We start from the raw sequence: 25,668 nt of genomic DNA on the forward strand, positions 1-25,668 counted from the left end.
CGATGAAAACAAAAATCAGGGAAATACTTCCGGAGAGTGTAGCGGCGGTAATTCTGGCTGTGCTTTCTGCATATCTTCTGCAGGGAGATGTGTGGACATTCTGGACATGGTGGCTTCTGGCATTATTTATGGGGATGGTGGCCATGCCTTTGACTGGAAGATTATTTGAAGGATTTGAAGATAAAGGCTGGCTTTTTTCAAAAGTGCTGGCTATTGCTGTGACCGGATTTCTCACATGGTTTCTGGTTGCTGTAGAGATTCTTCCTTTTACATCAGCTGTGTGCATCGGCGTTTCTGTTGTATGCGCGGTGTTCTGTGCGGTAATTTTCCATATCCAGTTAAAAAAAGATATCGAGTGTTATCCGACGGGGAAAACAAAACTTATTATCCGTGAAGAACTGCTGTTTTTCGGGATCTTTCTTATGTGGACATATCTGGCAGGATTTCGTCCGCAGGCATATGGAACGGAGAAGTTTATGGATTACGGATTTATGGAAGCCATGATGCGCAGCACAACACTTCCTGCCCGTGATCTCTGGTATTCTGAAGGAACGATCAACTATTATTACGGTGGACAGTATTTTGCAGTATTTCTTACGAAACTTACAGGCAGCAGAGTGGAAGTTACCTATAATCTGATGCGTACTTTTGTGGCAGCATTTGCCTTTGTGTTTCCGTTTTCTCTGGTTCGTCAGATGATGAAGGACAGACTGTACGGACATATGGAAGGAAGAAAGAAATATCTTCCGTCTGTGGCAGGTGTAACAGCAGGTGCTGCGGTTTCTATTGCAGGAAATGTGCATTATATCGTATATCGTTGCGTGATTCCTCTGATTCAGAAACTGAAAGGAGCAGAAGAGACAGAAAGTTACTGGTTCCCGGATGCTACCCGTTATATTGGATACAACCCGGTAAATGACAGTGATAAGACAATCCATGAATTTCCGTGTTATTCCTTTGTACTTGGAGATCTTCATGCACATGTGGTTAATGTGATGTTTGTGACCTTTCTGGTGGGACTTCTCTACGCCTGGATGAAGATGATCCGAAAGAGAGGGCCGGAGCCGGAAAAACAGGATCCGAGAGATTTCTGGCTCAGACAGCTTCTGATGCCCCATATTATTCTGGCCGCTGTACTTCTGGGAATGTTCCAGTGGACTAACTACTGGGATTTTGTGATCTATTTTGTGGTGACAGGCGGTGTGTTGTTGTTTGTAAATATCATCCGTTTTGAAGGAAAAACGGTCCGCATCCTGGCAGTGACAGCTGTGCAGGCAGTGGAGATCATTGCAGTTTCTTATCTTGTGATACTGCCGTTTACTCTGAAATTTGACACTATGGTACAGGGTGTGGCACTTGCACAGCACCATTCTCTGTGGTATCAGCTTGTGATCCTCTGGGGACTTCCGGTGATCCTTACTGTGCTGCTGATCATATCCATTCTTATGGAGAAGCTGAAAGGAATGAAGAAAAAGAGCCTGTACAGATTGATGGAGGCTGTTTCCATTCCTGATCTGTTTGCGATTATCATGGGGCTGTGTGCAATTGGATTGATCGTGATTCCGGAGCTTGTGTATGTAAGAGATATTTATGAAAATGGAAATGCCAGGGCAAACACCATGTTCAAACTTACATATCAGGCGTATATTCTATTTGGAATGACAATGGGATATGGAATCTACAGACTGATAGCAGTATCAAAGCAGAAAATCTTCAGGATCCTTTCAGGAGCAGGCCTTGTGGTACTGATCTGGACAGTGGGATATTTCGGAAATGCAGTTCATTCCTGGTTCGGAGAAGTGTGGAATCCGTCTCAGTACCAGGGTCTGGATGCAACGACTTTCCTTGAGAGTGATTTTCCGCAGGATGCAGCAGCTATCCGCTGGCTGAAAGAAAATATTGAAGGAGCCCCGGTTGTTCTGGAGGCTAATGGGGACAGTTACACTGGTTATGAGAGAGTTTCCGCATCAACAGGACTTCCGACTGTTCTGGGCTGGTATGTGCATGAGTGGCTGTGGAGAAATGATGTGCCGGATCTGAATGAGAAGAGTGCGGATATAGAGACGATTTACACTTCCGCAGATGAAGAAACAGTGAAAGAACTGATCAGGAGATATGACATTTCCTATATATTTGTAGGCGGACAGGAACAGGAGAAATACGGTACGGCACTTAATGACAGTTTGCTTCAGAGTCTTGGAAGCATTGTTTACGCAGATGATATGACAGGAACTTATATTGTAAAAGTAAACTGAGGTATTGTGAGTGCTGGCAATATCATATGAATTATACAAAGTGGAGCAGGATTGACAATTTTTCCGTAACAACGCTATAATAGAGCTATTACAGAAATACAGCATGTGCTGTACAGTAAAGGCTACGACATGGCTGCTGAGAGGAGGAATATATTATGAACAGAATTGACAGACTCTACATGGAAATGATCCGGTTTTATCAGGGGGATCCCAGGCATATTCAGCATTTTGTGAAAGTGCACAGTTTTTCCAGACTGATAGGTCAGGCGGAGGGACTGGATGAAGAACAGATGTATATACTCGAGGCGGCAGCTCTTGTCCATGATATTGGAATCAAGATCGGAATGGAGAAATACGGCCGGTCTGATGGTAAGATTCAGGAACAGGAAGGACCGGCAGCTGCGCGTGAGATGATGACCAGACTTGGCTTCCGTGAGAATGTGATAAGCAGAGTGGAGTATCTTGTTGGACATCATCATACATACAAGGATATTGACGGTCCGGACTATCAGGTTCTGGTTGAGGCTGATTTTCTTGTAAATTATTTTGAGGATGATCTTGATAAGGAATATATCAGGAAAAGTGCAGAAAAGATTTTTAAGACAGAAACAGGTAAAAAGATTGTAAAAGAGATGTTTTTCCCGGAGACTTTTCAGAAGTCGGAGACATGGGCGCAGGATGCGCTGCAGGATCTGGAGGATTTTATTGAAGAGCAGGGTATTTACATCAGACAGTAATGGAGCGTAAGATGAAAGCAGAAATAGCAGTAATGACAGCGGAAAATATAGATGAAGATGCGATCAGAAGAGGCGGTGAAATCCTGAAAAATGGCGGTCTGGTAGCATTTCCCACAGAGACGGTATATGGTCTTGGCGGCAATGCGCTTGATCCGAAGGCTTCTATGAAGATCTATGCAGCCAAGGGAAGACCTTCTGATAATCCGTTGATCGTACATATTGCAGATATCCGTGATCTTGACAGGATCGTTACGGAAGTGCCTGAGAAGGCAAGAATATTAGCTGATAAATACTGGCCGGGTCCGCTGACTATGATTCTTCCGAAGTCGGATATTGTGCCGAAGGAGACAACGGGCGGGCTTGACAGCGTTGCTGTACGCTTCCCAAGCGACCGGATCGCCCAGGAGCTGATCCGATCGGCAGGGGGCTATGTGGCAGCACCAAGTGCCAATACGTCCGGTAGACCAAGTCCTACCACTGCACAGCATGTTGCAGAAGATCTGGGAGAGGCCATTGATATGATCATTGACGGCGGACAGGTAAATATCGGACTGGAATCTACGATCGTGGATTTCACAGAGGATATTCCGGTTGTTCTGAGACCTGGTTATATTTCCCTGGAAATGCTGCAGGAAACATTGGGTGATGTACGGATGGATAAGGGGCTGATCAAACCGGACAGCAAGGTTCATCCCAAGGCACCGGGAATGAAGTACCGTCATTATGCTCCAAAAGCAGACCTTGCCATTGTAGAAGGTTCGACAGAGCAGGTAATCTCTGAGATAGAAAAGAGGGCGAAAGAAGCGGAGGAGAAGGGACAGAAAGTGGGAATCATTGCAACGGATGAGACGAAAGGCAGATATTCCCACGGTATTATCAAGAGCATCGGAAGCCGCGAACAGGAGGAAACCATTGCGCACCATCTCTATGAGGTGCTGCGTGATTTTGACAGCTGTAATGTAAGTGCCATTTACTCAGAGGCATTTTTTACACCAAGAATGGGACAGGCGATCATGAACCGCTTACTGAAAGCGGCTGGTCATAAAATTATTAATGTACAGGAGGAAAAAGAGAATGATAGCACTGGGATGTGATCACGGCGGATATGAGCTGATGCAGGAGGTTAAGAAACATCTGGAAGAGAGAGGCCTTGAGTACAGGGATTTCGGATGCAACGGACCGGAATCCGTAGATTATCCGGTATACGGAAAAAAAGTTGCACAGGCTGTTCAGAGCGGAGAATGCGAGAATGGAATCCTGATCTGCGGAACAGGAATCGGAATTTCCATCACAGCCAATAAATTCAAAGGAATCCGCGCAGCACTTTGCACAGACTGCTTTACAGCAGAGGCTACAAGACTTCATAATAATGCCAATATTCTGGCTATGGGGGGACGCGTGGTAGGTCCTGGACTTGCACTGAAGATTGTAGATACTTTCCTGGATACGCCATTTTCCAATGATGAGCGTCATATCAGAAGAATTAATATGATCGAGGATTAAAGAAAAGAGGATTGCCGTATGGAGAAAAAGGGACAGAAGCGGCAGGGGTATCTTTCCTGGGATGAGTATTTTATGGGAGTTGCCATGCTTTCCGGTATGCGTTCCAAGGATCCGCATTCGCAGGTTGGTGCCTGTATCGTAAGTGAGGATAACAAAATTTTGTCTATGGGGTACAATGGATTTCCCAAGGGATGTTCAGATGATGAGTTTCCCTGGGGAAGAGAGGGAGATCCGTTGGATACCAAATATCTCTATGTGACACATAGTGAGCTGAATGCTATCCTGAATTACAGGGGCGGAAGCCTGGAAGGTGCCAAGCTTTATGTATCATTGTTCCCCTGCAATGAATGTGCCAAGGCGATTATTCAGGCAGGGATCAAGACGATCGTGTATGACTGTGATAAATATGCAGATACTCCGTCTGTGATCGCCTCCAAGAAGATGTTGGATGCAGCAGGAGTGCGATATTATAAGTATAACAGTACAGACAGAGAGATCATGATCAAGGTTTGAAAACATCATGAGATAAGAATATAAGCAGGAGACATGGTTGCTGACCCGAGGGATCAGCAGCGAAGTATAAAGATAGCAGCTGGGATATGATCCCCAGCTGCTGTTTTGCAATTTTCAGATATTTGAGTTCAAATTATTTTTATCTGGATTCGCAGAGTGCTGTACAGGAATTTCCGTCATATGTTCAGGTCCTGTTTTTCAGGCTGTTCTGATTTGATAAGCATATCAGATGATGTTGGCTCTGATTTCTTTTTCATGGGGAATTTCAGGCATACTTTAAAAAGGTCTCCGTCCAGATAAAGCTCAAATTTTCCTCCCTGAAGCTCAGTAAGGCTCTGGGCAATGGAAAGGCCGAGTCCGCTTCCTTCGGTATTTCTGGCAACATCGCCGCGGATGAAACGTTCGGTCAGTTCTTCAGCAGGAATGTTTAATGGCTGTGCAGAAATATTTTTCAGCGTGAAGATAACCATATTGTTTTGAAGAAGTACCTCCGCATAGACACGGGTGTTTTCCATGGCATATTTCAGAATATTACCAAAAAGATTTTCAAGGATGCGCCACATTCTCCGTCCGTCTGCATAAATTATGGCAGGAGAGTCCGGGAAATGGGTCATCAGCATCAGATGATGTTCTGAAAAACGTTCTTCGAATTCGCCCATTACCTGATAAAGCATTTCTATAAAATCCAGATCAGCCATTTCCAGGGAAAGGTTGCCGGTGCTTGCTTTGGAAGCTTCTACAACATCCTCAGTCAGACTTTTCAGGCGATGTGCCTTGGAATCCAGAATTTCAAGATAATTGAGAACTTCCGGATCAGTGAAATTTTTTCTTTTCAGAAGATCCACATAATTGATGATGGAAGTCAGCGGTGTTTTCAGGTCGTGGGAAACATTGGTGATCAGCTCTGTTTTCATACGCTCATCTTTGAGGCTTTTTTCCACGGCTGCATCGAGACCTTTGCCGATACGATTGATATATCGGGCCATTTCTTTCTGATCACCGCGAAGATTTTCTTCCGGAATCTTGTAGGAAAGTTCGCCGTCCGTGATCCGTTTCAGTCCGTCAAGGAGAAGTTCCCGTCCAAGTGCAACTTTGTACATCCAGAAGAAAGCTCCCAGATCCAGTGCGAAAAGCAGAAAAAATATCAGAAACCATCCATCAGATGCAGGAATCATGACACTGAGGAAAAATTCAAGAAAAAGAAATACTCCAAGCCCCAGTACCATGCGGATCCTGCTGATCGTATTTCTGGAAAAAAACAGGATCAGATCACCGGTTTTATGAAAGCCCAGTCCAAGAAAATGCAGGCATTTTCGTAAGAGACTGTTTTTCCAGAGAGTGCGGGCCTTGATACGCCGTACCAGACTTAAGTAACCGATCCAGAACAGGCAGGAGATCAGGAAAACAATCAGGCCTGCAATGATGGCGGAGACAATTTCGTTATATGTGCTGTACAGGAGATTCATTCCTGTGATGAATACACCAAGAGCCGGAATACATACAAGTCCTGCTGCTATTTCCGTATAGATTTTGTCAAAAGCGTTCAGGTGTGTTTCTGAACTGCCGTCAGCAGAACCTTTTCTGCCGGTATGGACAGTAAGCCAGATGAAATCTATGAGAAAGAGCAGGACACTAAATATACAAACTACAGCTGCCGGGATAAAAGCTGTCCGGCAATACCGGAAATTTTGCTGTGCAGTCCGGATGGAATCATCTACAGGAAGGCTGGTATCGTCGATCCAGGCCAGAAAACTGCAATTATCATCATATGTGGAGGTTCTGAGAAGGCTTATCCATTCGGCAACAGAATGACTTGCATTATCGGAAATATTCAGATTTGTAAGACCGTTCTGTGCATCTTTTTCGTTTGCAGCAGTGTCATTGACATTGAGCTGAACATATGGTTTCTTGTTGGAAAAACCGGAAATTCCGGTCAGGTCGGACGAATATGCTGCATCTGTATTTGTATAAATTTCTTTGGTGGTGTTATTGGTATAGGCATAACGAATGTTGGATTTATTGCTGCTGTACGAATCTAATGTCTGGGAAGATGATGTCCAGTCGGAAAAAAGCTCCCGCACATTATCCAGCTGTTCCAAAGCATCGGTGAGAGTACCTTTAAAATTCCGGGTTTTTGCTGAGGTTGAATTCATATAGTCAAGGAGGCTGTCATAGCCTTCAGGGGCACAGTGAATCTCAAAAACCGGAGTAAGTGCATTTGCAACATCTGTGTAGACTATATTTCCGTTTTTATCTGTGATATTTTTCAGAGGCTCCTGTGATGCAATGCCGTAATCAGCGTATTCTGATTTCAGGGAGGAAAGAATTCGGTCTGTCCACTCGTCCTGGGAGATTTCCTCAGCTTTCAGAGCCCCGGAAGCGGCATTTAATTGCAGAGAGCCGGTATTCAGGGCTTTTACAAAATCGGAGTAGTACATATATTTGGTCTCTTTTTCCGGTGTGGTAAGACTCAGAACGATCCAGTCATCACTGTAATGAATATCCTGTAAGCTCCACTCCCTGAGCTCTTTGAAAGAATAGGCAAGACCGGAGGTGTTTTTAAAGGTGAGCGTATCTCCGTTATAAAGTTCGCCGAGGTCGATACAGGCGTTTTCATTTGTAGTGTTCAGGATTTCCTGTGCAGAGATACCACATAAAATATTGGAAACTTTTGAATAAAAATCATCATAAAACGTTGAAGACTGGAAATAATCCTTTGTTTTCAGATCATTGAGGGAGCCCATGTGGATTCCTGCCTGAATCGCCAGTATACCTGAAAAGACTATGACCAGTGGTAGGAAAAGTCCAAGAATAAGAGCGAGAACGCGCGAAAAAGAGCTGCTGTGCTTTGTATGTTCAGGTGTGTTCATAATACCCCTTTCTGAAGTATAAAGCCTTCATGTGCCGGCGAACCTACCGGCTAAGTTTTTCAATTTTGTAGCCTAAGCCCCAGACAACTTTCAGATAACGTGGTTCCCTGGGATTGATCTCGATCTTTTCACGAATGTGTCGGACATGGACGGCAACGGTGTTGTCTGCAGCCAGGGCGTCTTCATTCCAGATGCTCTCATAGATCTGAGTGGTGGAAAAAACGCGTCCCTGGTTTTTCATGAGGAGAAGGAGAATGTTGTATTCAATAGGTGTCAGGCGTACCGGTTCGCCGTCTACCAGGATCTCTTTTTTGTCGTCGTTTACTGTGAGACCTCCTGTTGTGTAGATGTGCTCCGATGGAGTCGGTGCTGCAGCACCAAGCTGTGTGTAGCGCCGCAGCTGGGATTTCACTCTGGCGATGAGCTCCAGAGGATTGAATGGTTTTGTGATATAGTCGTCTGCACCGATGTTTAGTCCGAGGATTTTGTCGGTATCTTCGGATTTGGCAGACAGGATGATGATCGGAAGCGGATTGCTCTCACGGATTTTTACAGTTGCCCGGATGCCGTCAAGCCGGGGCATCATGATGTCGATAATAAGAAGATCAATGGCCTGGGTATTCAGGATATCCAGTGCTTCCTGCCCGTCATAGGCTTTCAGAATATGATAGCCTTCCTGTGTGAGATAGATTTCGATTGCTTCCACGATGGCTTTATCGTCATCGCAAACAAGTATATTAGCCACTTTTTTGTACCTCCCTGATGATGTTAGAATAGCAGCGCCAAATTAAGACGAAAGGGGTAAAAATCTTAAGATTTCATGAAATTCCGATAATTTCCGTGAATACTGTTATTGTACTATAATGGGGATGGAGTGTAAATAAGGGGATACTGTTCACTGACCATATTTTGCGGGGCATTTTGGAGATGATCGTGAGGTATGCTGTTGACCATGTGGGGAACAGTAATGAAATGGATTTTGATCACTTGAGAATACCGGAAGCAGTGTGATAAACTATAAAAAAAATTGTGTTGATATAGTAAACAGGAGATATTAAATTGACTTTGGATAACAGAATAATAACAAAAGAATTAACAAATAAAATAAAAACAACGTCCATAAAAACTTCAGCAGCGAGCTTGTCTTCCTGCACCCTTTGTCCAAGAAACTGTAAAGCAGACAGAAACAGCAGGAAAACAGGTTTCTGTGGTGTGGACAGTACAATCTATCTTGCAAGAGCAGCCCTTCATATGTGGGAAGAACCCTGCATTTCAGGAAAAAAAGGTTCCGGTGCGGTTTTCTTCTCAGGATGTGGGCTTCGGTGCTGCTTCTGCCAGAATCATGATATTGCCATTGGAAGCAGAGGGCTTCCGATAACAGTGGAACGCCTCAGTGAGATATTTCTGGAGCTGCAGGAAAAAGGTGCTGCCAATATCAATCTTGTAACAGGAGCCCACTACGTACCGCAGATCGTGCAGGCTCTTGACATGGCCGGAGAGAAAGGAATGGATCTGCCGGTAGTATATAATTCCAGCGGATATGAAAAGCTTGAGACATTAAAATTTCTGGAAGGGTATGTGGATGTATATCTTCCGGACATGAAATATATGGAATCAGAGCTTGCACAAAAGTTCTCCCATGCGGCCGATTACCCGGAAACAGCGAAAGCAGCTATTGGAGAAATGGTGCGTCAGACTGGTAAATGTGAATTCGGTGAGGATGGCTATATCCGAAAGGGAACCATAGTCCGCCATCTGATTCTGCCGGGACATACAAGAAATTCCGTAAAAGTACTGAAATATCTTCACGAAACTTATGGTGACAATATTTATATCAGCATCATGAACCAGTACACACCAGTCCGTACATTCGATTCCTGTAAGGAATTAAACAGAAAAATAACAAAAAGAGAATACGAAAAAGTTCTGGATGCTGCAGTAGATATGGGAATAAAAAACGGATTCATACAGGAAGGGGAAACAGCCTCAGAAAGCTTTATTCCTGATTTCGATTACGAGGGAGTAGAAAAAAATATCCCATAAATGGAAGGAGGCCGGTACTTTCGTACCGGCGCGTATGAAAAAGAAAAATATTTATAGAAAGCTCATCGCCTTCTATGGGTAATAATATACAGGATAAATGTGAAAAAAATGTGAATACCATTTGAAAAAAATGTGAAAAAATGTGATTTGTGACGCAAAACAAGCAGAATATGACGCTGAAAGATAAAAGCCATGTAAAACAGAGAATTTAAACACTGCTTTACATGGCTTTTCAACATCAGAATTTCTTCCATGTCTCCCGAAGGAAAAGGATTAAAATGGGGAACAGCTCCAGTCGTCCTGCAAGCATATCAAAAGAAAGTACAAGCTTGGATAACGGAGAAAAGATTCCGAAATTTCCCGTAGGACCAATCAGAGAAAGACCAGGACCTACATTATTTAAAGTAGTGGCAACTGCTGTAAAGTTTGTCACAAGGTCAAATTCATCGAAACTGATGATAAAAATGGATGCAGCCATAAGCATCAGATACACGATCATATAGATGTTTGTGGCACGCATGACCTCATGGGATACTGCTTTTCCATCCATTTTAATCTTCTTTACTGCATTGGGGTGCAGATAAAGATGCAGTTCTTTACGAACAGATTTTGCAAGGAGCAGAAGACGGGAGATTTTGATTCCTCCGCCTGTACTGCCTGCACATGCTCCGCAGAATGTGAGCAGCACCAGAATCGTCCTGGATACCGCGGGCCACTGGTTATAATCCGTGGTAGCATAACCGGTAGTTGTGATAATGGAACCCACCTGGAAAAAGCTCTGTTGAAGTGCTTCCCATACATTGTTGAACAGATGACGCACATTGAAGGTGATCATCAGTGCGGAAGCAATGATAACAATAAAATAACAGCGAACCTCTTCGGACTTCAGTGCCTGTGAAAACTTTTTTGTAAGGAGCAGAAAGTAGACATTGAAGTTGACACCGAACAGGATCATAAATACTGTGATCACAATCTGTATATATAAGCTGTAGCTTCCCATACTGTCTGCCTTGATGCCAAAGCCGCCGGTTCCGGCAGTACCAAAGGCTGCACAGAGACTGTCATAAAGAGGCATGCCACCAAGAAGCAGAAGTATGATCAGAACAACAGTCAGGGCAATGTAAATCTTATAGAGAATTTTTGCAGTTGCCTGAACTTTCGGCAGCAATTTGCCTACAGAAGGACCAGGGCTCTCTGCTTTCATAAGGTTCATGTGATAACCGCCTGCCAGCGGCAGTAGTGTCAGGATAAATACAAGAACTCCCATACCACCGATCCAGTGGGAAAAACACCTCCAGATATTAATACAGTAAGGCATCTGTGAAGGATCGGAGAGAATACTGGAACCGGTCGTGGTAAATCCGGAAACAATCTCAAAAAAAGCATCAATAGGGTTGGGTATAGCTTTGCTGAGCACAAAGGGCACAGCACCTACAATACTGAGGACGATCCAGCTGAGTGCTGTTGTCACAAGACCCTCACGTGCATAAAAAGCTTTTTTTGTGGGTTTGCGGCTGACCAGCGGAACGCCGACAGCCAGGCATGCCAGTATTGTGATCAGAAAAGCGATGCCGGCTTTTTCGCGGTAGATCAGAGCTGTGATTCCGGGAACCAGCATACATACAGCTTCTACGTTCATGATCCATCCCAGTATATAAACAATAATCGAATAATTCATTTTTCGGTACCTTTTCTACGCAAGAATATCTGTGATGTCACGGAGGCCTTTGTGTGTAGTAACAATGATAACAGTGTCACCGACCTGAATGGTATCCTGACCACGGGGGATGCGGATACGACCGTTACGGTTAAGACAGCCGACCAGAAGATTTTTGCGGAGATTCAGGTCTGCAAGAGGAATATCTGTCACCTGGGATTCTTCACGAATGGCGAATTCCAGGGCTTCTGCGTTGCCGTCCAGTATATGATAAAGAGTTTCCACATTGCTTCCGATACTATTTTGTGTGGCACGAACATACTGCAGGATATAATCAGCAGTGATGTTCTTGGGATAAATAATGCTTCCGATATCAAGCGTATCAATGACATCATCGAATTCCAGACGGTTGACCTTGGCAATCAGCTTGGCATCGGAGATACTTTTGGCAAAAAGGGCAAGGAAAACATTCTCCTCATCCAGATTGGTAAGGGTGACAAAGGATTCGGATTCTGTAAGTCCTTCTTCAAGAAGGAGAGAACGGTTTGTTCCGTCACCGTTGATAATGGTTGCTTCAGGAAGCAGCTCGCTTAAATGCTCACAGCGTTCTTTGTTCTGCTCGATGATCTTGACATCGATTTTCATATCAAGAAGTGCAAGGGTAAGATAATAGGAAATGGTTCCACCACCTACGATGATGCAGTTCTTGACCTGATTGGTCTTGAGGCCGATCTTGCGGAAAAAGCTTGCTGCATTCAGCGGGGAAGCCAGGATGGAAACCATATCACCGTTGTGGATGATGTGATCACCGCCGGGAATGGATACATTGTCAGGACTCTCGATAGCGCAGACAAGGATATCGCTGCGGAAAGTGTCGGAAACCTGAGATACACTCATTCCGTCAAGCTTAAATTCCGGAAGAACCTTGAATTTAAGAAGCTCTACACGGCCACGTGCAAAGGTGTCGATCTTGATTGCTGATGGAAAACGGAGAAGTCGTGAGATTTCCTGTGCAGCGGCAAGCTCCGGGTTAATGATCATGGTAACACCAAGACGTTCTTTGATGAAGCCGATTTCTTTTCCATAAATTGGGTTTCGGACACGGGCGATAGTCTGACAGTGGTTGGCCTTCTGTGCGATCAGGCAGCAGAGAAGGTTCAGTTCGTCAGATGCAGTTACTGCGATCAGGATATCCGCAGTGTCAACGCCTGCCTCCATTAAAGTATTGATGCTGGCACCATTACCGACGATTCCCATAGCGTCGATATTTTCACAGAGATCATTGATCTTATCGGCGACAATGTCGACCAGAGTAATATCAATATCCTCTGCCTGAAGCTGCTCTGCAAGGTTTCTGCCAACTTTGCCGCAGCCTACAATAATTACCTGCATAATTTCCTCCTTCAATAGCCGGCTAGGGCTACAATCATAAGTAAAAATGCCTATCAGTGTAAAAATAGGCAAGGATATTATAGCACTGTAACCAGGATTTTTAAACAGTAATATTTTCTTCTATTTATTGAAAAAAATGATAGAAACATAGAGATTTATGAAGGAAAGAATGTTTTTTGAAAAAGAAGAGGAAGGGGATTTTCACATATTGGAAAAAATATCATAAAATATATCGTGATCATGAATGAAAGGAATTCGCTTATGGATCGATTTCAGATGAATCGTTCGGGGTGCAGACCGTATAATTATACATGTGGAATGAATAATACGTCTTTTCCCCGCAATGATCGTTCATCTTCAGATATGCAAAACTGCAGCAGACAGAACAGCAGCTGCATGAATAATCAGAAAGATCAGAAAGAAGGCTGCAGCTGCAAAATGCCGGGAATCAAGCCGTCTCAGGAAATGTATTCTCATCTGAAGCATCTGGTTCCGGCCATGGCTTATGTACCATGCCAGGAGTTTGCACCTACCTTTGAACTTCAAAAGGCTCTTCAGGTCGGAACGATCTTTCCGGAACTTTGCAAGCCGTTTTGTGGCAGGAGAGGAGGACGTAGATAATGACTGGAAATGGGAATTGTGCTTCAAAAAAAGAACTTCTGCAGTCCATCAATCAGGTAAGCTTTGCTATTAATGACCTTCTTCTTTTCCTGGATACTCATCCGCATGAAAAGCGGGCACTGGAATATTTCAGTGAACTCAGTGCCAGAAGAAATGAGCTTCTGAAAAAATACGCAGAACTCCACGGGCCGCTGACTGTTGATACAGCAAACGACAGCTGCCTCAGATTCTGGCAGTGGATGGAACAGCCGTTTCCCTGGGAACAGGAAGGAGGATGCAGATAAGTTATGTGGAATTATGAAAAAAGACTTCAGTATCCTGTAAACATTAAAACTCCGAACGCAAAGCTGGCCCAGTTTATCATGAGCCAGTACGGTGGGCCGGATGGCGAAATCGGAGCTTCCATGCGCTATCTTTCCCAGCGTTTTACTGCGCCGAACCGGATGGCAGCAGCAGTTCTTAATGATGTTGCGACAGAAGAACTGGCACATCTGGAAATGGTATCCACCATTGTCCATCAGCTGACCAGGAATCTTTCCATGGAAGAGATCGAGAACAGCGGACTTGGACCGTATTATATTGACCATACAGTGGGAGTATGGCCGCAGGCGGCAGGAGGAGTGCCGTTTAATGCCTGCGAATTCCAGAGCAAGGGTGATCCGATCACGGATCTGTTTGAAGACCTGGCTGCAGAGCAGAAAGCACGCTCCACTTATGATAATATCCTCCGTGTGGTAAGAAATATTCCGGAGGTTGCTGACCCGATCCGTTTCCTTCGGGCAAGAGAAGTTGTGCATTTCCAGCGTTTTGGTGAGGCACTTCGTTCTGTTCAGGAACAGCTGGATGCAAAAAATTTCTATGCTTTTAATCCTAGCTTTGATAATCCGTGTAAAGCGTCCTGCGAAGATTGATGAAATAAGAAAAGCTGCACAGCTGTTTCTGTTATGCCTGAAAACAGCCGTGCAGCTTAAATATTTAAAATTTACAGTTTATGTCTGCTGCGTATTATTACGATTTCTTTTTATCATCCTTATGCAGATTTTTCTGTGCAGTGGAGAGCATCAGCTTGATTCGGTTCAGCTGGTTTACTTCACTTGCACCCGGATCATAATCAATGGCAACGATGTTTGCTTCCGGATGCTCGCGACGAACTTCCTTGATAACACCTTTACCTACGATGTGATTTGGCAGGCAGCCAAATGGCTGGATGCAGACGATGTTTGGAACACCGCCGTGGATCAGCTCCATCATCTCACCTGTCAGGAACCAGCCCTCACCTGTCTGGTTTCCGGCAGAAACGATCGGAGAAGCCATTTTTGCAAGGTCACGGATATCAGCTGCAGGTGTAAAGTGACGACTCTGCTCAAGAGCTTCGTTAGCAGTTTTGCGCAGCCAGTCAATAGCCTTAAGACCTAAGTTGGCAATGGTAGCCTTGGATTTTTTGAAGCCAAGCTTCTCAACCTTGAAGTTCTGGTTGTAGAAGCAGTAGCAGATAAAGTCGATCAGATCCGGAACAACCGGTTCTGCACCCTCTGCCTCCAGCAGGTCTGCAAGGTGGTTGTTTGCTGCCGGAAGGAACTTGACAAGGATCTCACCTACAATACCAACACGAGGTTTTTTATCATCGGAAATCGGGATCGTATCAAAATCATGAACCATTTCACGGCACATTTTCTTAAAGGTACCATGGCTTACGCTGCTGCCTGTTACGAAGGCAATGACGCGCTGCTCCCAGATCTTGTGCTTGCGGTTTACGATACCTTCCTCAAGCTCATATGGCCGCATGCGGTATACACATTTCATCAGGATATCACCGAATACGGCACCGTAAACAATACGCTTGATCAGAGGCAGTGTCAGTTTGAATCCAGGGTTGCTCTCAAGGCCGCTTAAGTTCAGGGAGATAACCGGAACCTGTTCCATGCCGGCTTTTTTCAGGGCACGGCGGATAAATGCAATGTAGTTGGAGGCGCGGCAGCCACCACCTGTCTGGGACATGATAACTGCTGTTTTGTTCAGGTCATATTTGCCGGAAAGAAGGGCATCCATGATCTGTCCTACCACCATCAGGGACGGATAGCAGGCATCATTGTTTACATATTTAAGGCCCACATCAACAGCGTGCTTGTTGTCATTTGGGAGGACTTCCAGGTTATAGCCGGATGCGTTAAAGGCAGCCTCAAAGATTCCGAAGTGGAAAGGAGACATCTGCGGGCAGAGGATGGTGTATTCCTTACGCATCTGCTTGGTAAAGGATACTTTCTCAATGGAAGCCGGCTTGATGTTTCTCTTTTTATTCTGCGCCTGTTTTGCGCGGATGGCAGCAATCAGGGAACGGATACGGATCCTTGCAGCACCGAGGTTGTTGACCTCATCGATCTTCAGGCAGGTGTAGATCTTGTCACTTCCGTCCAGGATTTCATAAACCTCATCTGTAGTAACTGCATCAAGTCCGCAGCCGAAAGAGTTCAGCTGGATCAGATCCAGATCATCTCTTGTCTTTACAAAGTTTGCAGCAGAGTAGAGACGGGAATGGTACATCCACTGGTCATTAACACGGATTGGACGCTCCACATGGCCAAGGTGAGCAACAGAATCTTCAGTAAATACAGCGATTCCGTAGCTGTTGATCATATCCGGGATTCCATGGTGGATCTCAGGATCGATATGATACGGACGGCCTGCAAGAACGATTCCGCGGCGTCCTGTTTCTTTCAGGTACCGGAGAGTTTCCTCGCCTTTTTTCTGCACATCGCGGTGTACAGCGGACAGCTCATCCCATGCTTTATGTGCAGCTGCTTTTACCTCGGCGGCAGGAATGTCAGGGAATTCTTCCACAAGCCGGTTGGTCAGGATTTCCTCGGAGGTAAAGGCCATGAACGGATTGCGGAAAGTGATGGATGGATCGTTAAGCTCGTCCACGTTATTCTTGATATTTTCCGCATAGGAAGTAACGATCGGGCAATTGTAGTGGTTGACTGCATCCGGGAACTCATTTCGCTCATACGGGATACATGGGTAGAAGATAAATTTCACGCCATTGCGGATCAGCCATGTCACATGTCCGTGAGCAAGTTTTGCAGGGTAGCACTCGGACTCACTTGGGATGGACTCAATACCCAGCTCATAGATCTTACGTGTGGAAGTCGGAGAGAGAACCACCTGATATTTCAGTTCAGTAAAGAATGTATACCAGAACGGATAGTTCTCAAACATGTTCAGCACACGTGGGATACCAACCTGTCCGCGGGTTGCCTTATCTGTAGAAAGCGGTTCATAGGAAAAGATCCTCTTATATTTATAGTCAAAAAGGTTCGGGATATGATCCTTGTTTTTCTCTTTTCCAAGGCCGCGCTCGCAGCGGTTTCCGCTGATGTATTTACGTCCGCCGGAGAATTTGTTGATGGTCAGACGGCAGTTGTTGGTACATCCGCGGCAGTTAGCCATGGAAGTGGTATACTGCAGGCTGTTGATCTGATCGATGGAAAGCATGGAAGTTTTTTCTCCTTCCTGATAACGCTCTCTTGCGATCAGAGCTGCACCGAAGGCTCCCATGATTCCTGCGATATCCGGGCGGATAGCCTGGCAGTTGGCGATTTTCTCGAAGCTTCGAAGAACCGCATCATTGTAGAAAGTACCACCCTGTACAACAATGTGCTTGCCAAGTTCGGAAGCATCGGAAACCTTGATAACTTTGTAAAGGGCATTCTTGATAACGGAGTAGGCAAGACCAGCTGAGATATCAGAAACCTCTGCGCCTTCTTTCTGTGCCTGTTTAACTTTGGAATTCATAAATACAGTACAACGTGTTCCGAGATCAATCGGATGCTTTGCAAAAAGTGCAGCTTTCGCGAAGTCCTGTACTGTATAGTTCAGGGATTTGGCGAAAGTTTCGATAAAGGAACCGCAGCCTGAGGAACATGCCTCATTCAGCTGTACGCTGTCAACAGTCTGGTTGCGGATCTTGATGCACTTCATATCCTGACCGCCGATGTCAAGGATACAGTCAACTTCCGGGTCAAAGAAAGCGGCTGCATAATAATGGGAAACAGTTTCAACCTCGCCCTCATCAAGAAGAAGAGCGGCCTTGATCAGTGCCTCTCCGTATCCGGTAGAGCAGGAAAAAGCAATTTCTGCATCATCAGGAAGCAGCTCGTAGATTTCCTGAATGGAGCTGATAGTGGTTTTCAGTGGATTACCGTTATTGTTGCTGTAAAAAGAATAGAGAAGGGTTCCGTCCTCACCGACCAGTGCAGTTTTGGTAGTTGTGGAACCTGCATCGATTCCCAGGAAGCATTTGCCCTTATATGTAGAAAGGTCGCCGGTTTTTACCTTGTAGGCACTCTGGCGGTCATGGAAAGCCTGATAATCTTCTTCTGTTGCAAAAAGCGGCTCCATACGTTCTACTTCGAAGTCAAGCTTGATAGTAGTACGCATGCGTTCTTTCAGCTCGATCAGGGATACATTCACATCCTGTTTTGCATTCAGTGCAGAACCGATAGCTGCGAACAGATGAGAGTTATCCGGTGCAATAATGTGTTCGTCATCCAGCTTCAGAGTACGGATAAAAGCAGCCTTAAGCTCTGAGAGGAAGTGAAGCGGTCCGCCCAGGAATGCTACATGTCCGCGGATTGGTTTACCGCAGGCAAGACCTGAAATGGTCTGGTTGACAACTGCCTGGAAAATAGAAGCGGAAAGGTCTTCCTTGGTAGCACCGTCATTGATAAGAGGCTGGATATCTGTCTTGGCAAAAACACCGCAACGGGCTGCAATCGGATAGAGCGCCTTGTAATGCTTGGCATACTCATTAAGTCCTGGTGCATCTGTCTGGAGAAGGGAAGCCATCTGGTCGATGAAGGAGCCTGTACCTCCGGCGCAGATACCGTTCATACGCTGCTCAACGTTTCCGTTTTCAAAATAGATGATCTTGGCATCCTCGCCGCCCAGCTCGATGGCTACATCGGTTTTAGGTGCAAGCTTCTGAAGGGAAGTGGAAACAGCAATAACCTCCTGGACAAAAGGAATTTCCAGATGGTTGGCAAGTGTCAGTCCACCGGAACCTGTGATCACCGGGCAGAGCGTAAGCTCGCCAAGCTGGTTCTCGGCTTTTTGAAGAAGATCTGCAAGTGTTTCCTGGATATTTGCAAAATGTCTCTTATAATCAGAGAAAACAAGGTTATCATTTTCGTCTAAGATGGCAATCTTGACAGTGGTGGAACCAATGTCAATTCCAAGTGTGTGTTTCTTCATAAAAAATTGATTTCCTCCTTGCTGTATCTATAAAGGGGTTGCCCGCTTCTGACATATTTGCCGGGCGGGAGTTATTTCTTCTTATTAAAAAGGATTTTTAAGCGAATACTCTATATTATACGATATCGTTTAAAAAATGGCAATGTAAAAGTTTAACAATCAGTAGCAGGAAAGAGAAAAATGTGTTATGATATTGTCCAAAAGCTCTGGCAAAATATTGACGGAGCAGACTCGTATCAGGGCATAGTCCTGTAAAGCGGACTGTGAGTGAGAGAATGAAGAAACAGCAGTGCGGATCGGAAATATCCGCCAGACTGATTTTCAGAAGGGAAATGAAATGGCAGAATATAAACTGATTACAACAGAAGGAAGAGCGAAAAGAGGAGAATTTAAGACTGTTCATGGAACGATTCAGACTCCTGTTTTCATGAATGTAGGAACAATTGCTGCAATTAAGGGAGCTGTGTCCACGGTAGATCTTCATGAGATCGGTACGCAGGTACAGCTGTCCAACACGTATCATCTTCATGTGCGTCCTGGCGACAAGATCGTGAAACAGCTTGGAGGACTTCACCGTTTTATGAACTGGGACAGACCGATCCTTACCGATTCCGGCGGATTCCAGGTGTTCTCTCTTGCGAAACTCCGCAAGATTAAGGAAGAGGGTGTTTATTTCAACTCTCATATTGATGGTCATAAGATATTTATGGGCCCTGAGGAAAGTATGCAGATTCAGTCCAATCTGGGTTCTACTATTGCAATGGCTTTTGATGAGTGTCCGAGCAGTGTAGCAGACAGGGACTATGTACAGAAGTCCGTGGCACGTACCACACGCTGGCTGAAGCGATGCAAGGATGAGATGGCACGTCTGAACAGCCTGCCGGATACCATTAATAAGAATCAGCTTCTTTTTGGTATCAACCAGGGCGCTGTTTATGAAGATATCCGTATTGAGCATGCACAGGCAATCGCAGAGCTGGATCTGGACGGATACGCAGTAGGCGGACTTGCTGTTGGCGAGAGCCATGAGGAGATGTACCGTATTCTGGATGAGGTAGTACCGCATCTTCCGCAGAATAAACCTACTTATCTTATGGGCGTTGGTACTCCGGCTAACATTCTGGAAGGTGTTGAACGTGGTATTGATTTCTTTGACTGTGTATATCCAAGTCGTAACGGCCGTCATGGTCACGTGTACACCAACCATGGAAAAATGAATCTTTTCAATGCCAAGTATGAGCTGGATTCCAGGCCGATCGACGAGGAATGCAAGTGCCCGGCCTGCCGTCACTACAGCAGGGCATATATCCGCCATCTTCTTAAAGCAAAGGAGATGCTGGGAATGAGACTTTGCGTGCTTCATAACCTGTATTTCTATAATCATATGATGGAAGAAATCCGTGACGCACTGGATGCCGGCAATTTTGCAGCATATAAGAAGATGCGTCTGGAAGGATTTGAGGAAGGCAAGATCAACGGCAACCGGTAATAAAGGTATTCCGTAAGAGAAATAACTGTTGGAAATTACAAGAAAAACCTTGAAGAATCAGGGATTTTTGTGTATGATAGTACGAAGTGACACTTTTTATAGCAATTTACCGCTATAGGTCAGAAACGGCGGGAAACCGCATAAGAATTGATTTTATCAGGAGGAATTGGAATGATCGCATCATCTACAGCAGCAGCTGGCGGACTTAGCGCAGGTCTTGGTATCGTCTGGATCATAGTGCTTTTTGCAATTATGTATTTCATGATGATCCGTCCGCAGAAGAAGGAGCAGAAGAGAACCCAGACAATGTTAAACAGCATGGAGGTTGGTGACAGTGTTGTTACTACCAGCGGTTTTTACGGAGTTGTTATTGATATGACAGAGGAAGATGTTATCGTTGAGTTTGGTAACAACAAGAACTGCCGTATCCCAATGAGAAAACAGGCAATCGCCGAGGTTGAAAAGGCAGATCAGGCATCTGCTTAATGCACCTGGAATATGAGAGTGAAGAGAGGCACTGCGTTTGATGCGCGGTGTCTTTTTTTGGCTACTGAGGACGGGAAATTTTATTTTTGACGATATATGCCGAAATAACAGGATATGTGAAATATTGCATGGAAAAGAGTGGATTTTTTAAGAAAATCATGTAATAATGATATTACTATCAGAAATGAGAGTGCGTTTCTTTTTATAATATAATAAAATAATAAACAGAAACAAGAATTCAGAAAGGGGTCGGTTTTATGGGGCTTATAAGAGCAGCGGCAGGTGCAGCAGGAAGTACAATGGCAGATCAGTGGAAAGAATTTTTTTACTGTGAGGCAATGGATAAAGAAGTGATGGTAGTAAAAGGAACGAAGCGTACATCATCCAGATCTTCCAATAAGAGAGGCAGTGACAATATCATTACCAGCGGAAGCGGGATCGCAGTAGCAGACGGTCAGTGCATGATGATCGTAGAGCAGGGGAAGGTTGTGGATATCTGCGCAGATCCGGGAGAGTATACTTACGACGCATCCACAGAACCAAGTATTTTTGCAGGAAGCCTTGGGGAAGGTATCCGCAGTACCTTCCAGACCATCGGCAAGCGTTTTGCATACGGTGGAGATACAGGTAAGGATCAGAGGGTTTATTATTTTAATACCAAGGAGCTGGTAGATAATAAATTTGGAACTCCGACACCGATCCCGTTCCGTGTTGTGGATTCCAGGATCGGACTGGATATTGATGTGTCTGTGCGTTGTCATGGCGTATATTCCTACAGGATTGCAGATCCTCTTCTTTTTTATACAAATGTGTGTGGAAATGTAGAGCAGGAGTACACAAGAGAGGAACTTGACAGTCAGCTGAAAACAGAGTTTGTCAGCGCACTGCAGCCGGCTTTTGGACGGCTTTCCGAGCTGGAGCTCCGTCCCAATCAGATCGTAACCCATAATACAGAGCTTGAGAATGCAATGAATGAGGTTCTTTCTGCCAAATGGGAGCAGCTTCGCGGTCTGAAGGTTGTAAGCGTTGCACTTGGGTCTGTCACACTTCCGGATGAGGATGCAGAGATGATCAAACAGGCACAGCGCACTGCAATGATGCGTGATCCTTCCATGGCAGCAGCCACACTGACCGGTGCGCAGGCAGATGCCATGAAAGCAGCAGCGTCTAATTCAGCAGGTGCCATGACCGGCTTTATGGGAATGGGAATGGCATCCAATGCAGGCGGACTGAATGCGCAGCAGCTTTTTGAGATGGGACAGAAGCAGCAGGCACAGGCGGCAGCACAGAACACACAGCCTCAGCAAAAGATCCAGCCAGCAGCAGACGGAGATTCCTGGACATGTAGCTGCGGTGCAGTTTCCACAGGCAAGTTCTGTCCGGAATGTGGCGCACCAAGACCTGCAGATGAGAGCTGGACCTGTTCCTGTGGTACTGTGAACAAAGGTAAATTCTGTATGAACTGCGGAACCAGGAAACCGGAGAAGAAGATGAGATATCGTTGCAGCAAGTGCGGATGGGAACCGGCTGACCCGGAGAATCCGCCGAAATTCTGCCCGGAGTGCGGGGATCCTTTTGGAACGGAGGATGCTGTGTAAGCAGGAGGTGGAAATATGGCGAAAATGCAGGAATTTAAGTGTCCGTGCTGTGGCGGTTCCATAGAATTTGACAGTTCCGTGCAGAAGATGAAGTGCCCATATTGCGACACGGAATTTGATGTTAAGACATTGTCAGAATATGCACAGTCTGTGGAAGAGGAAGAGCCGGAGAATATGAGCTGGTCGGATGAGGCTGGTGGCGAATGGCAGGAAGGAGAAAGCGAAGGTTTACGTACCTATGTGTGCGAGTCATGCGGCGGTGAGATCGTGAGTGATGCCAACACTGCAGCTACTGCCTGTCCGTTCTGTGGAAGTCCTGTAGTTATGACGGGCAATCTGTCCGGGGCACTGAAACCGGATTATGTGATTCCGTTTAAATTGGATAAAAAGGCAGCCAAAGAGAAGCTGAAGCAGCATTTTACAGGAAAGCGGCTTCTGCCCAAGGCTTTTAAGAGTGAGAATCATATCAGTGAAGTAAAGGGAATCTACGTTCCTTTCTGGCTTTATGATACAGATGCCAATGCAGATATCCGCTATAAGGGAACAAAGACCCGCTTCTGGAGCGATAAGGACTATGATTATACAGAAACCAGCTATTATTCTATACACAGAAAAGGTTCGATCGGTTTCGACCATGTGCCTGTGGATGGTTCCAAAAGCATGGAGAATGATCTGATGGAATCCATAGAGCCCTTTGATTTCAGGGAGGCGGTGGATTTTCAGACAGCTTATCTGGCCGGATATTTTGCAGATAAGTACGATGTAACGGCAGAAGAGTGTATAGAGCGCGCCAATGAGCGTATCCGGCGCAGCACAGAGGATGCTTTCAGGGATACCGTAAAAGGATACTCAAGTGTGGTCCCCGAGAATACCAATATTCGGCTGAAGAACGCAACTACGAAATATGCCCTGTATCCTGTCTGGGTCCTTCAGACCAGGTGGAAGGGTGAGAACTACATATTTGCCATGAACGGACAGACAGGTAAATTTGTCGGCAATCTGCCTACTGACAAAAGTGCTTTTGCCAGATGGTTTGCAGGAACTACGGGAATCGTAACTGTGATTGCATACATCATCCTGTATCTTATCTGGGCATTGTAAGGAGGTAAGTGCTATGAAAAAAAGAATATCCCTATTTCTCACAGCAATCCTTTTATGTCTGGCATGCGCTTTTCCTGTATGGGCAGGGACAGAAAACCGTCTGGCAGACCAGGCCGTGCTTTTAAGTGCAGATGAGCAGGATGCTTTAAGTGCTTCGCTGGATGACATCAGTGAACGGGGAGAAGTAGACGTTGTAATCGTTACCACAGACAGCCTCGGGGGAAAAACAGCCCAGGAATATGCGGACGATTATTTTACTGACTATGGTTATGGTCAGGGTGAGGACAGAGATGGAATCCTGTTTCTGGTAGATATGGGAGACCGAAACTGGGCCATTGCCACACATGGATATGCCATCGATGCGTTTACGGATGCAGGTCAGTCCTACATAATGGATCAGGTGAAGCCGTATTTAAGTGACGGGGATTACAGTGAAGCATTTCAGACTTTTGCCCTGCAGTGCGACGATTTTATCATGCAGGCAGAATCAGGAAAACCGTATGATGTAGATAATCTGCCCAAAGAGCCGTTTGATGTAGGTGCGAATCTTCTGATCGCAATAGGAGTCGGTATTGTGGCAGGTCTTCTCGTAACCGGAAATATGAGAAGAAAGCTGAAAACTGTGCAGAAGCAGGAGCAGGCAGCTTCCTATGTGCGGAAAGGCAGCATGGATGTAACAAAGAGCAACGATTTTTATCTCTACAGGACAGTGTCAAGAACTGCCAAGCCGAAAGAAGAGGAACACAGCGGCGGTTCCACCACTCATACTTCTTCATCAGGAGATACCTTCGGGGGTTCCAGCGGAAAGTTCTGAGAAGTTTTGACAGGCATAAATCGAAGACAAACAGAAGAAAAACAGCCAGGGCTGCCATACCGAAAAAAGGTATGGCGGCCCTTTTTTGAGGGGATGACAAAACTTTATCTATTTAATAGGTTGAAATCCGTCGAAAAGTGCGTTATGATAATAACAATTATCCACACCAGTGCGTTAAAATTTTACAGCACAGGGGAAATCGGAGGAGTGAATAAAAAATGGAGTACAAAATTGCCCTGATTCCAGGAGATGGAATCGGCCCGGAAATTGTAGCCGAGGCCAGAAAAGTTTTAGACAAAGTATGCGAGAAATACAGTCATAAATTTTCATACACAGAGGTTCTTTTAGGAGGTGCATCCATTGATGCTCACGGAGTACCTCTTACAGAGGAAGCCATTGCCCAGGCAAAAGCTTCTGATGCAGTACTGATGGGTTCCATTGGAGGAGATGCCAAGACATCCCCATGGTATAAACTGGAGCCGTCCAGACGTCCGGAGGCAGGACTTCTTGCTATCCGTAAAGCACTGAACCTTTTTGCAAATCTTCGTCCTGCATATCTTTACAATGAGCTTCGCGATGCATGCCCGCTTCGTGATGAGATCATCGGAGATGGTTTTGACATGATCATCGTAAGAGAGCTTACAGGAGGACTTTATTTCGGAGCAAGAAAGACTACCGAAGAGAACGGAGTCCGCACAGCAGTGGATACTCTTTCTTATAATGAGAATGAAATCCGCCGTATTGCTATCAAGGCATTTGAGATCGCACGTAAGAGAAGAAATAAAGTAACAAGCGTAGATAAGGCAAACGTTCTTGATTCCTCCAGACTCTGGAGAAGCGTTGTGGAAGATGTTGCAAAAGATTATCCGGATGTAACACTGGAGCATATGCTTGTAGATAACTGTGCAATGCAGCTGGTACGTGACCCGAAACAGTTCGATGTTATCCTTACAGAGAACATGTTTGGAGATATTCTCTCTGATGAGGCAAGCATGGTGACAGGATCTATCGGAATGCTTTCTTCCGCAAGCTTAAATGAGACAAAACTTGGTCTTTATGAGCCAAGCCACGGTTCCGCACCGGATATCGCAGGCCAGAACAAGGCAAATCCGATCGCAACTATCCTTTCTGCAGCTATGATGCTGAGATATTCTCTGGATCTTGACAAAGAAGCAGATGCAGTAGAAGCAGCAGTACAGAAGGTTCTGACAGACGGATTCAGAACAGGCGATATCATGTCAGACGGATGCAAGCTTGTCGGAACAAAAGAGATGGGAGACCTGATTGCAGATGCTATCGCATAAATAAACCGGAACAGATAAGCGATACAGAAACATAT

20 protein-coding genes are annotated in these 25,668 nt (G+C 45.3%); 15 read left to right on the plus strand and 5 right to left on the minus strand.

The window, feature by feature from the left end:
- Positions 1–2: 2 nt before the first annotated feature.
- The 5 genes from HFM85_RS05685 (at position 3) to HFM85_RS05705 (ending at position 5,008) form a co-directional block, all read left to right on the plus strand.
- Positions 3–2,255 carry a DUF2298 domain-containing protein gene (locus HFM85_RS05685; RefSeq protein ID WP_173737487.1) on the plus strand — a complete coding sequence of 751 codons (2,253 nt, stop codon included), beginning with the start codon at positions 3–5 and terminating at the stop codon, positions 2,253–2,255.
- Positions 2,256–2,410: 155 nt separating this feature from the next.
- Positions 2,411–2,992, plus strand: coding sequence for an HD domain-containing protein (locus HFM85_RS05690; protein WP_173737488.1), 582 nt, complete (start codon positions 2,411–2,413; stop codon positions 2,990–2,992).
- Positions 2,993–3,003: 11 nt separating this feature from the next.
- Entirely contained in the window at positions 3,004–4,086 is a 1,083-nt protein-coding gene (locus tag HFM85_RS05695; protein ID WP_173737489.1) for an L-threonylcarbamoyladenylate synthase, read from the plus strand.
- Positions 4,067–4,495 carry a ribose 5-phosphate isomerase B gene (gene rpiB, locus HFM85_RS05700; protein WP_119239081.1) on the plus strand — a complete coding sequence of 143 codons (429 nt, stop codon included), beginning with the start codon at positions 4,067–4,069 and terminating at the stop codon, positions 4,493–4,495. Before HFM85_RS05695 ends, rpiB begins: the two co-directional genes overlap by 20 nt.
- A gap of 18 nt (positions 4,496–4,513) precedes the next feature.
- Positions 4,514–5,008: a deoxycytidylate deaminase gene (locus HFM85_RS05705; RefSeq protein WP_173737490.1), complete on the plus strand. Its 495-nt coding sequence runs from the start codon at positions 4,514–4,516 to the stop codon at positions 5,006–5,008.
- 176 nt (positions 5,009–5,184) lie between these two features.
- On the opposite strand, the gene HFM85_RS05710 is transcribed toward HFM85_RS05705, so the two are convergent.
- Entirely contained in the window at positions 5,185–7,878 is a 2,694-nt protein-coding gene (locus tag HFM85_RS05710) for a sensor histidine kinase (RefSeq protein ID WP_173737491.1), read from the minus strand.
- 43 nt (positions 7,879–7,921) lie between these two features.
- On the minus strand, positions 7,922–8,623 hold the full coding sequence (locus HFM85_RS05715; RefSeq protein ID WP_173737492.1) for a response regulator: 702 nt from the start codon (positions 8,621–8,623) through the stop codon (positions 7,922–7,924).
- A gap of 467 nt (positions 8,624–9,090) precedes the next feature.
- On the opposite strand from HFM85_RS05715, the gene HFM85_RS05720 reads away from it, so the two are divergent.
- Complete coding sequence (locus tag HFM85_RS05720) at positions 9,091–9,921, plus strand: radical SAM protein (protein WP_330594748.1); 831 nt, start codon at positions 9,091–9,093, stop codon at positions 9,919–9,921.
- Positions 9,922–10,159: 238 nt separating this feature from the next.
- On the opposite strand, the gene HFM85_RS05725 is transcribed toward HFM85_RS05720, so the two are convergent.
- Together HFM85_RS05725 and trkA are read right to left on the minus strand one after the other, a co-directional pair.
- Positions 10,160–11,599 (minus strand): TrkH family potassium uptake protein, encoded by a 1,440-nt coding sequence (locus HFM85_RS05725; protein WP_173737493.1) that lies wholly within the window; start codon positions 11,597–11,599, stop codon positions 10,160–10,162.
- Positions 11,600–11,614: 15 nt separating this feature from the next.
- Positions 11,615–12,970 carry a Trk system potassium transporter TrkA gene (gene trkA / locus HFM85_RS05730; RefSeq protein WP_173737494.1) on the minus strand — a complete coding sequence of 452 codons (1,356 nt, stop codon included), beginning with the start codon at positions 12,968–12,970 and terminating at the stop codon, positions 11,615–11,617.
- Positions 12,971–13,366: 396 nt separating this feature from the next.
- Here trkA and HFM85_RS05735 point away from each other — a divergent pair, with 396 nt between their 5' ends.
- Genes HFM85_RS05735 through HFM85_RS05745 form a run of 3 tightly spaced genes read left to right on the plus strand, consistent with a single transcriptional unit; the run spans position 13,367 to position 14,502 of the window.
- Positions 13,367–13,591: a spore coat associated protein CotJA gene (locus tag HFM85_RS05735; protein WP_243097162.1), complete on the plus strand. Its 225-nt coding sequence runs from the start codon at positions 13,367–13,369 to the stop codon at positions 13,589–13,591.
- Positions 13,591–13,875, plus strand: coding sequence for a spore coat protein CotJB (locus HFM85_RS05740; RefSeq protein ID WP_173737495.1), 285 nt, complete (start codon positions 13,591–13,593; stop codon positions 13,873–13,875). The genes HFM85_RS05735 and HFM85_RS05740 overlap by 1 nt, the downstream gene beginning before the upstream one ends.
- A 3-nt stretch (positions 13,876–13,878) precedes the next feature.
- Complete coding sequence (locus tag HFM85_RS05745) at positions 13,879–14,502, plus strand: manganese catalase family protein (protein WP_119239088.1); 624 nt, start codon at positions 13,879–13,881, stop codon at positions 14,500–14,502.
- A gap of 97 nt (positions 14,503–14,599) precedes the next feature.
- Here the strand turns inward: HFM85_RS05745 and HFM85_RS05750 are convergent, their stop codons facing one another.
- The gene (locus tag HFM85_RS05750) at positions 14,600–18,841 is read right to left on the minus strand and encodes a 2-hydroxyacyl-CoA dehydratase (protein WP_173737496.1); all 4,242 of its coding nucleotides are present in this window, start codon (positions 18,839–18,841) and stop codon (positions 14,600–14,602) included.
- Positions 18,842–19,178: 337 nt separating this feature from the next.
- Between HFM85_RS05750 and tgt the strand changes: the two genes are divergently transcribed.
- The 6 genes from tgt to leuB all read left to right on the plus strand — a co-directional run bounded on the left by tgt (position 19,179) and on the right by leuB (position 25,633).
- A complete protein-coding gene (gene tgt / locus HFM85_RS05755; protein ID WP_173737497.1) occupies positions 19,179–20,330 on the plus strand; it encodes a tRNA guanosine(34) transglycosylase Tgt in 1,152 nt (383 codons plus the stop codon).
- Positions 20,331–20,501: 171 nt separating this feature from the next.
- Positions 20,502–20,816 carry a preprotein translocase subunit YajC gene (yajC, locus tag HFM85_RS05760; protein WP_119239089.1) on the plus strand — a complete coding sequence of 105 codons (315 nt, stop codon included), beginning with the start codon at positions 20,502–20,504 and terminating at the stop codon, positions 20,814–20,816.
- 257 nt (positions 20,817–21,073) lie between these two features.
- Positions 21,074–22,414, plus strand: a complete 1,341-nt coding sequence (locus HFM85_RS05765) for an SPFH domain-containing protein (protein ID WP_173737498.1) — start codon at positions 21,074–21,076, stop codon at positions 22,412–22,414.
- Between the two features lie 15 nt (positions 22,415–22,429).
- The gene (locus tag HFM85_RS05770) at positions 22,430–23,515 is read left to right on the plus strand and encodes a hypothetical protein (protein WP_173737499.1); all 1,086 of its coding nucleotides are present in this window, start codon (positions 22,430–22,432) and stop codon (positions 23,513–23,515) included.
- A gap of 13 nt (positions 23,516–23,528) precedes the next feature.
- Positions 23,529–24,329 (plus strand): TPM domain-containing protein, encoded by an 801-nt coding sequence (locus tag HFM85_RS05775; protein ID WP_173737500.1) that lies wholly within the window; start codon positions 23,529–23,531, stop codon positions 24,327–24,329.
- 218 nt (positions 24,330–24,547) lie between these two features.
- Positions 24,548–25,633 carry a 3-isopropylmalate dehydrogenase gene (gene leuB, locus HFM85_RS05780; protein WP_173737501.1) on the plus strand — a complete coding sequence of 362 codons (1,086 nt, stop codon included), beginning with the start codon at positions 24,548–24,550 and terminating at the stop codon, positions 25,631–25,633.
- Positions 25,634–25,668: the final 35 nt, after the last annotated feature.

It is taken from the genome of Blautia schinkii, assembly GCF_013304825.1.
GTDB classification, from domain to species: domain Bacteria; phylum Bacillota; class Clostridia; order Lachnospirales; family Lachnospiraceae; genus Blautia_A; species Blautia_A schinkii_B.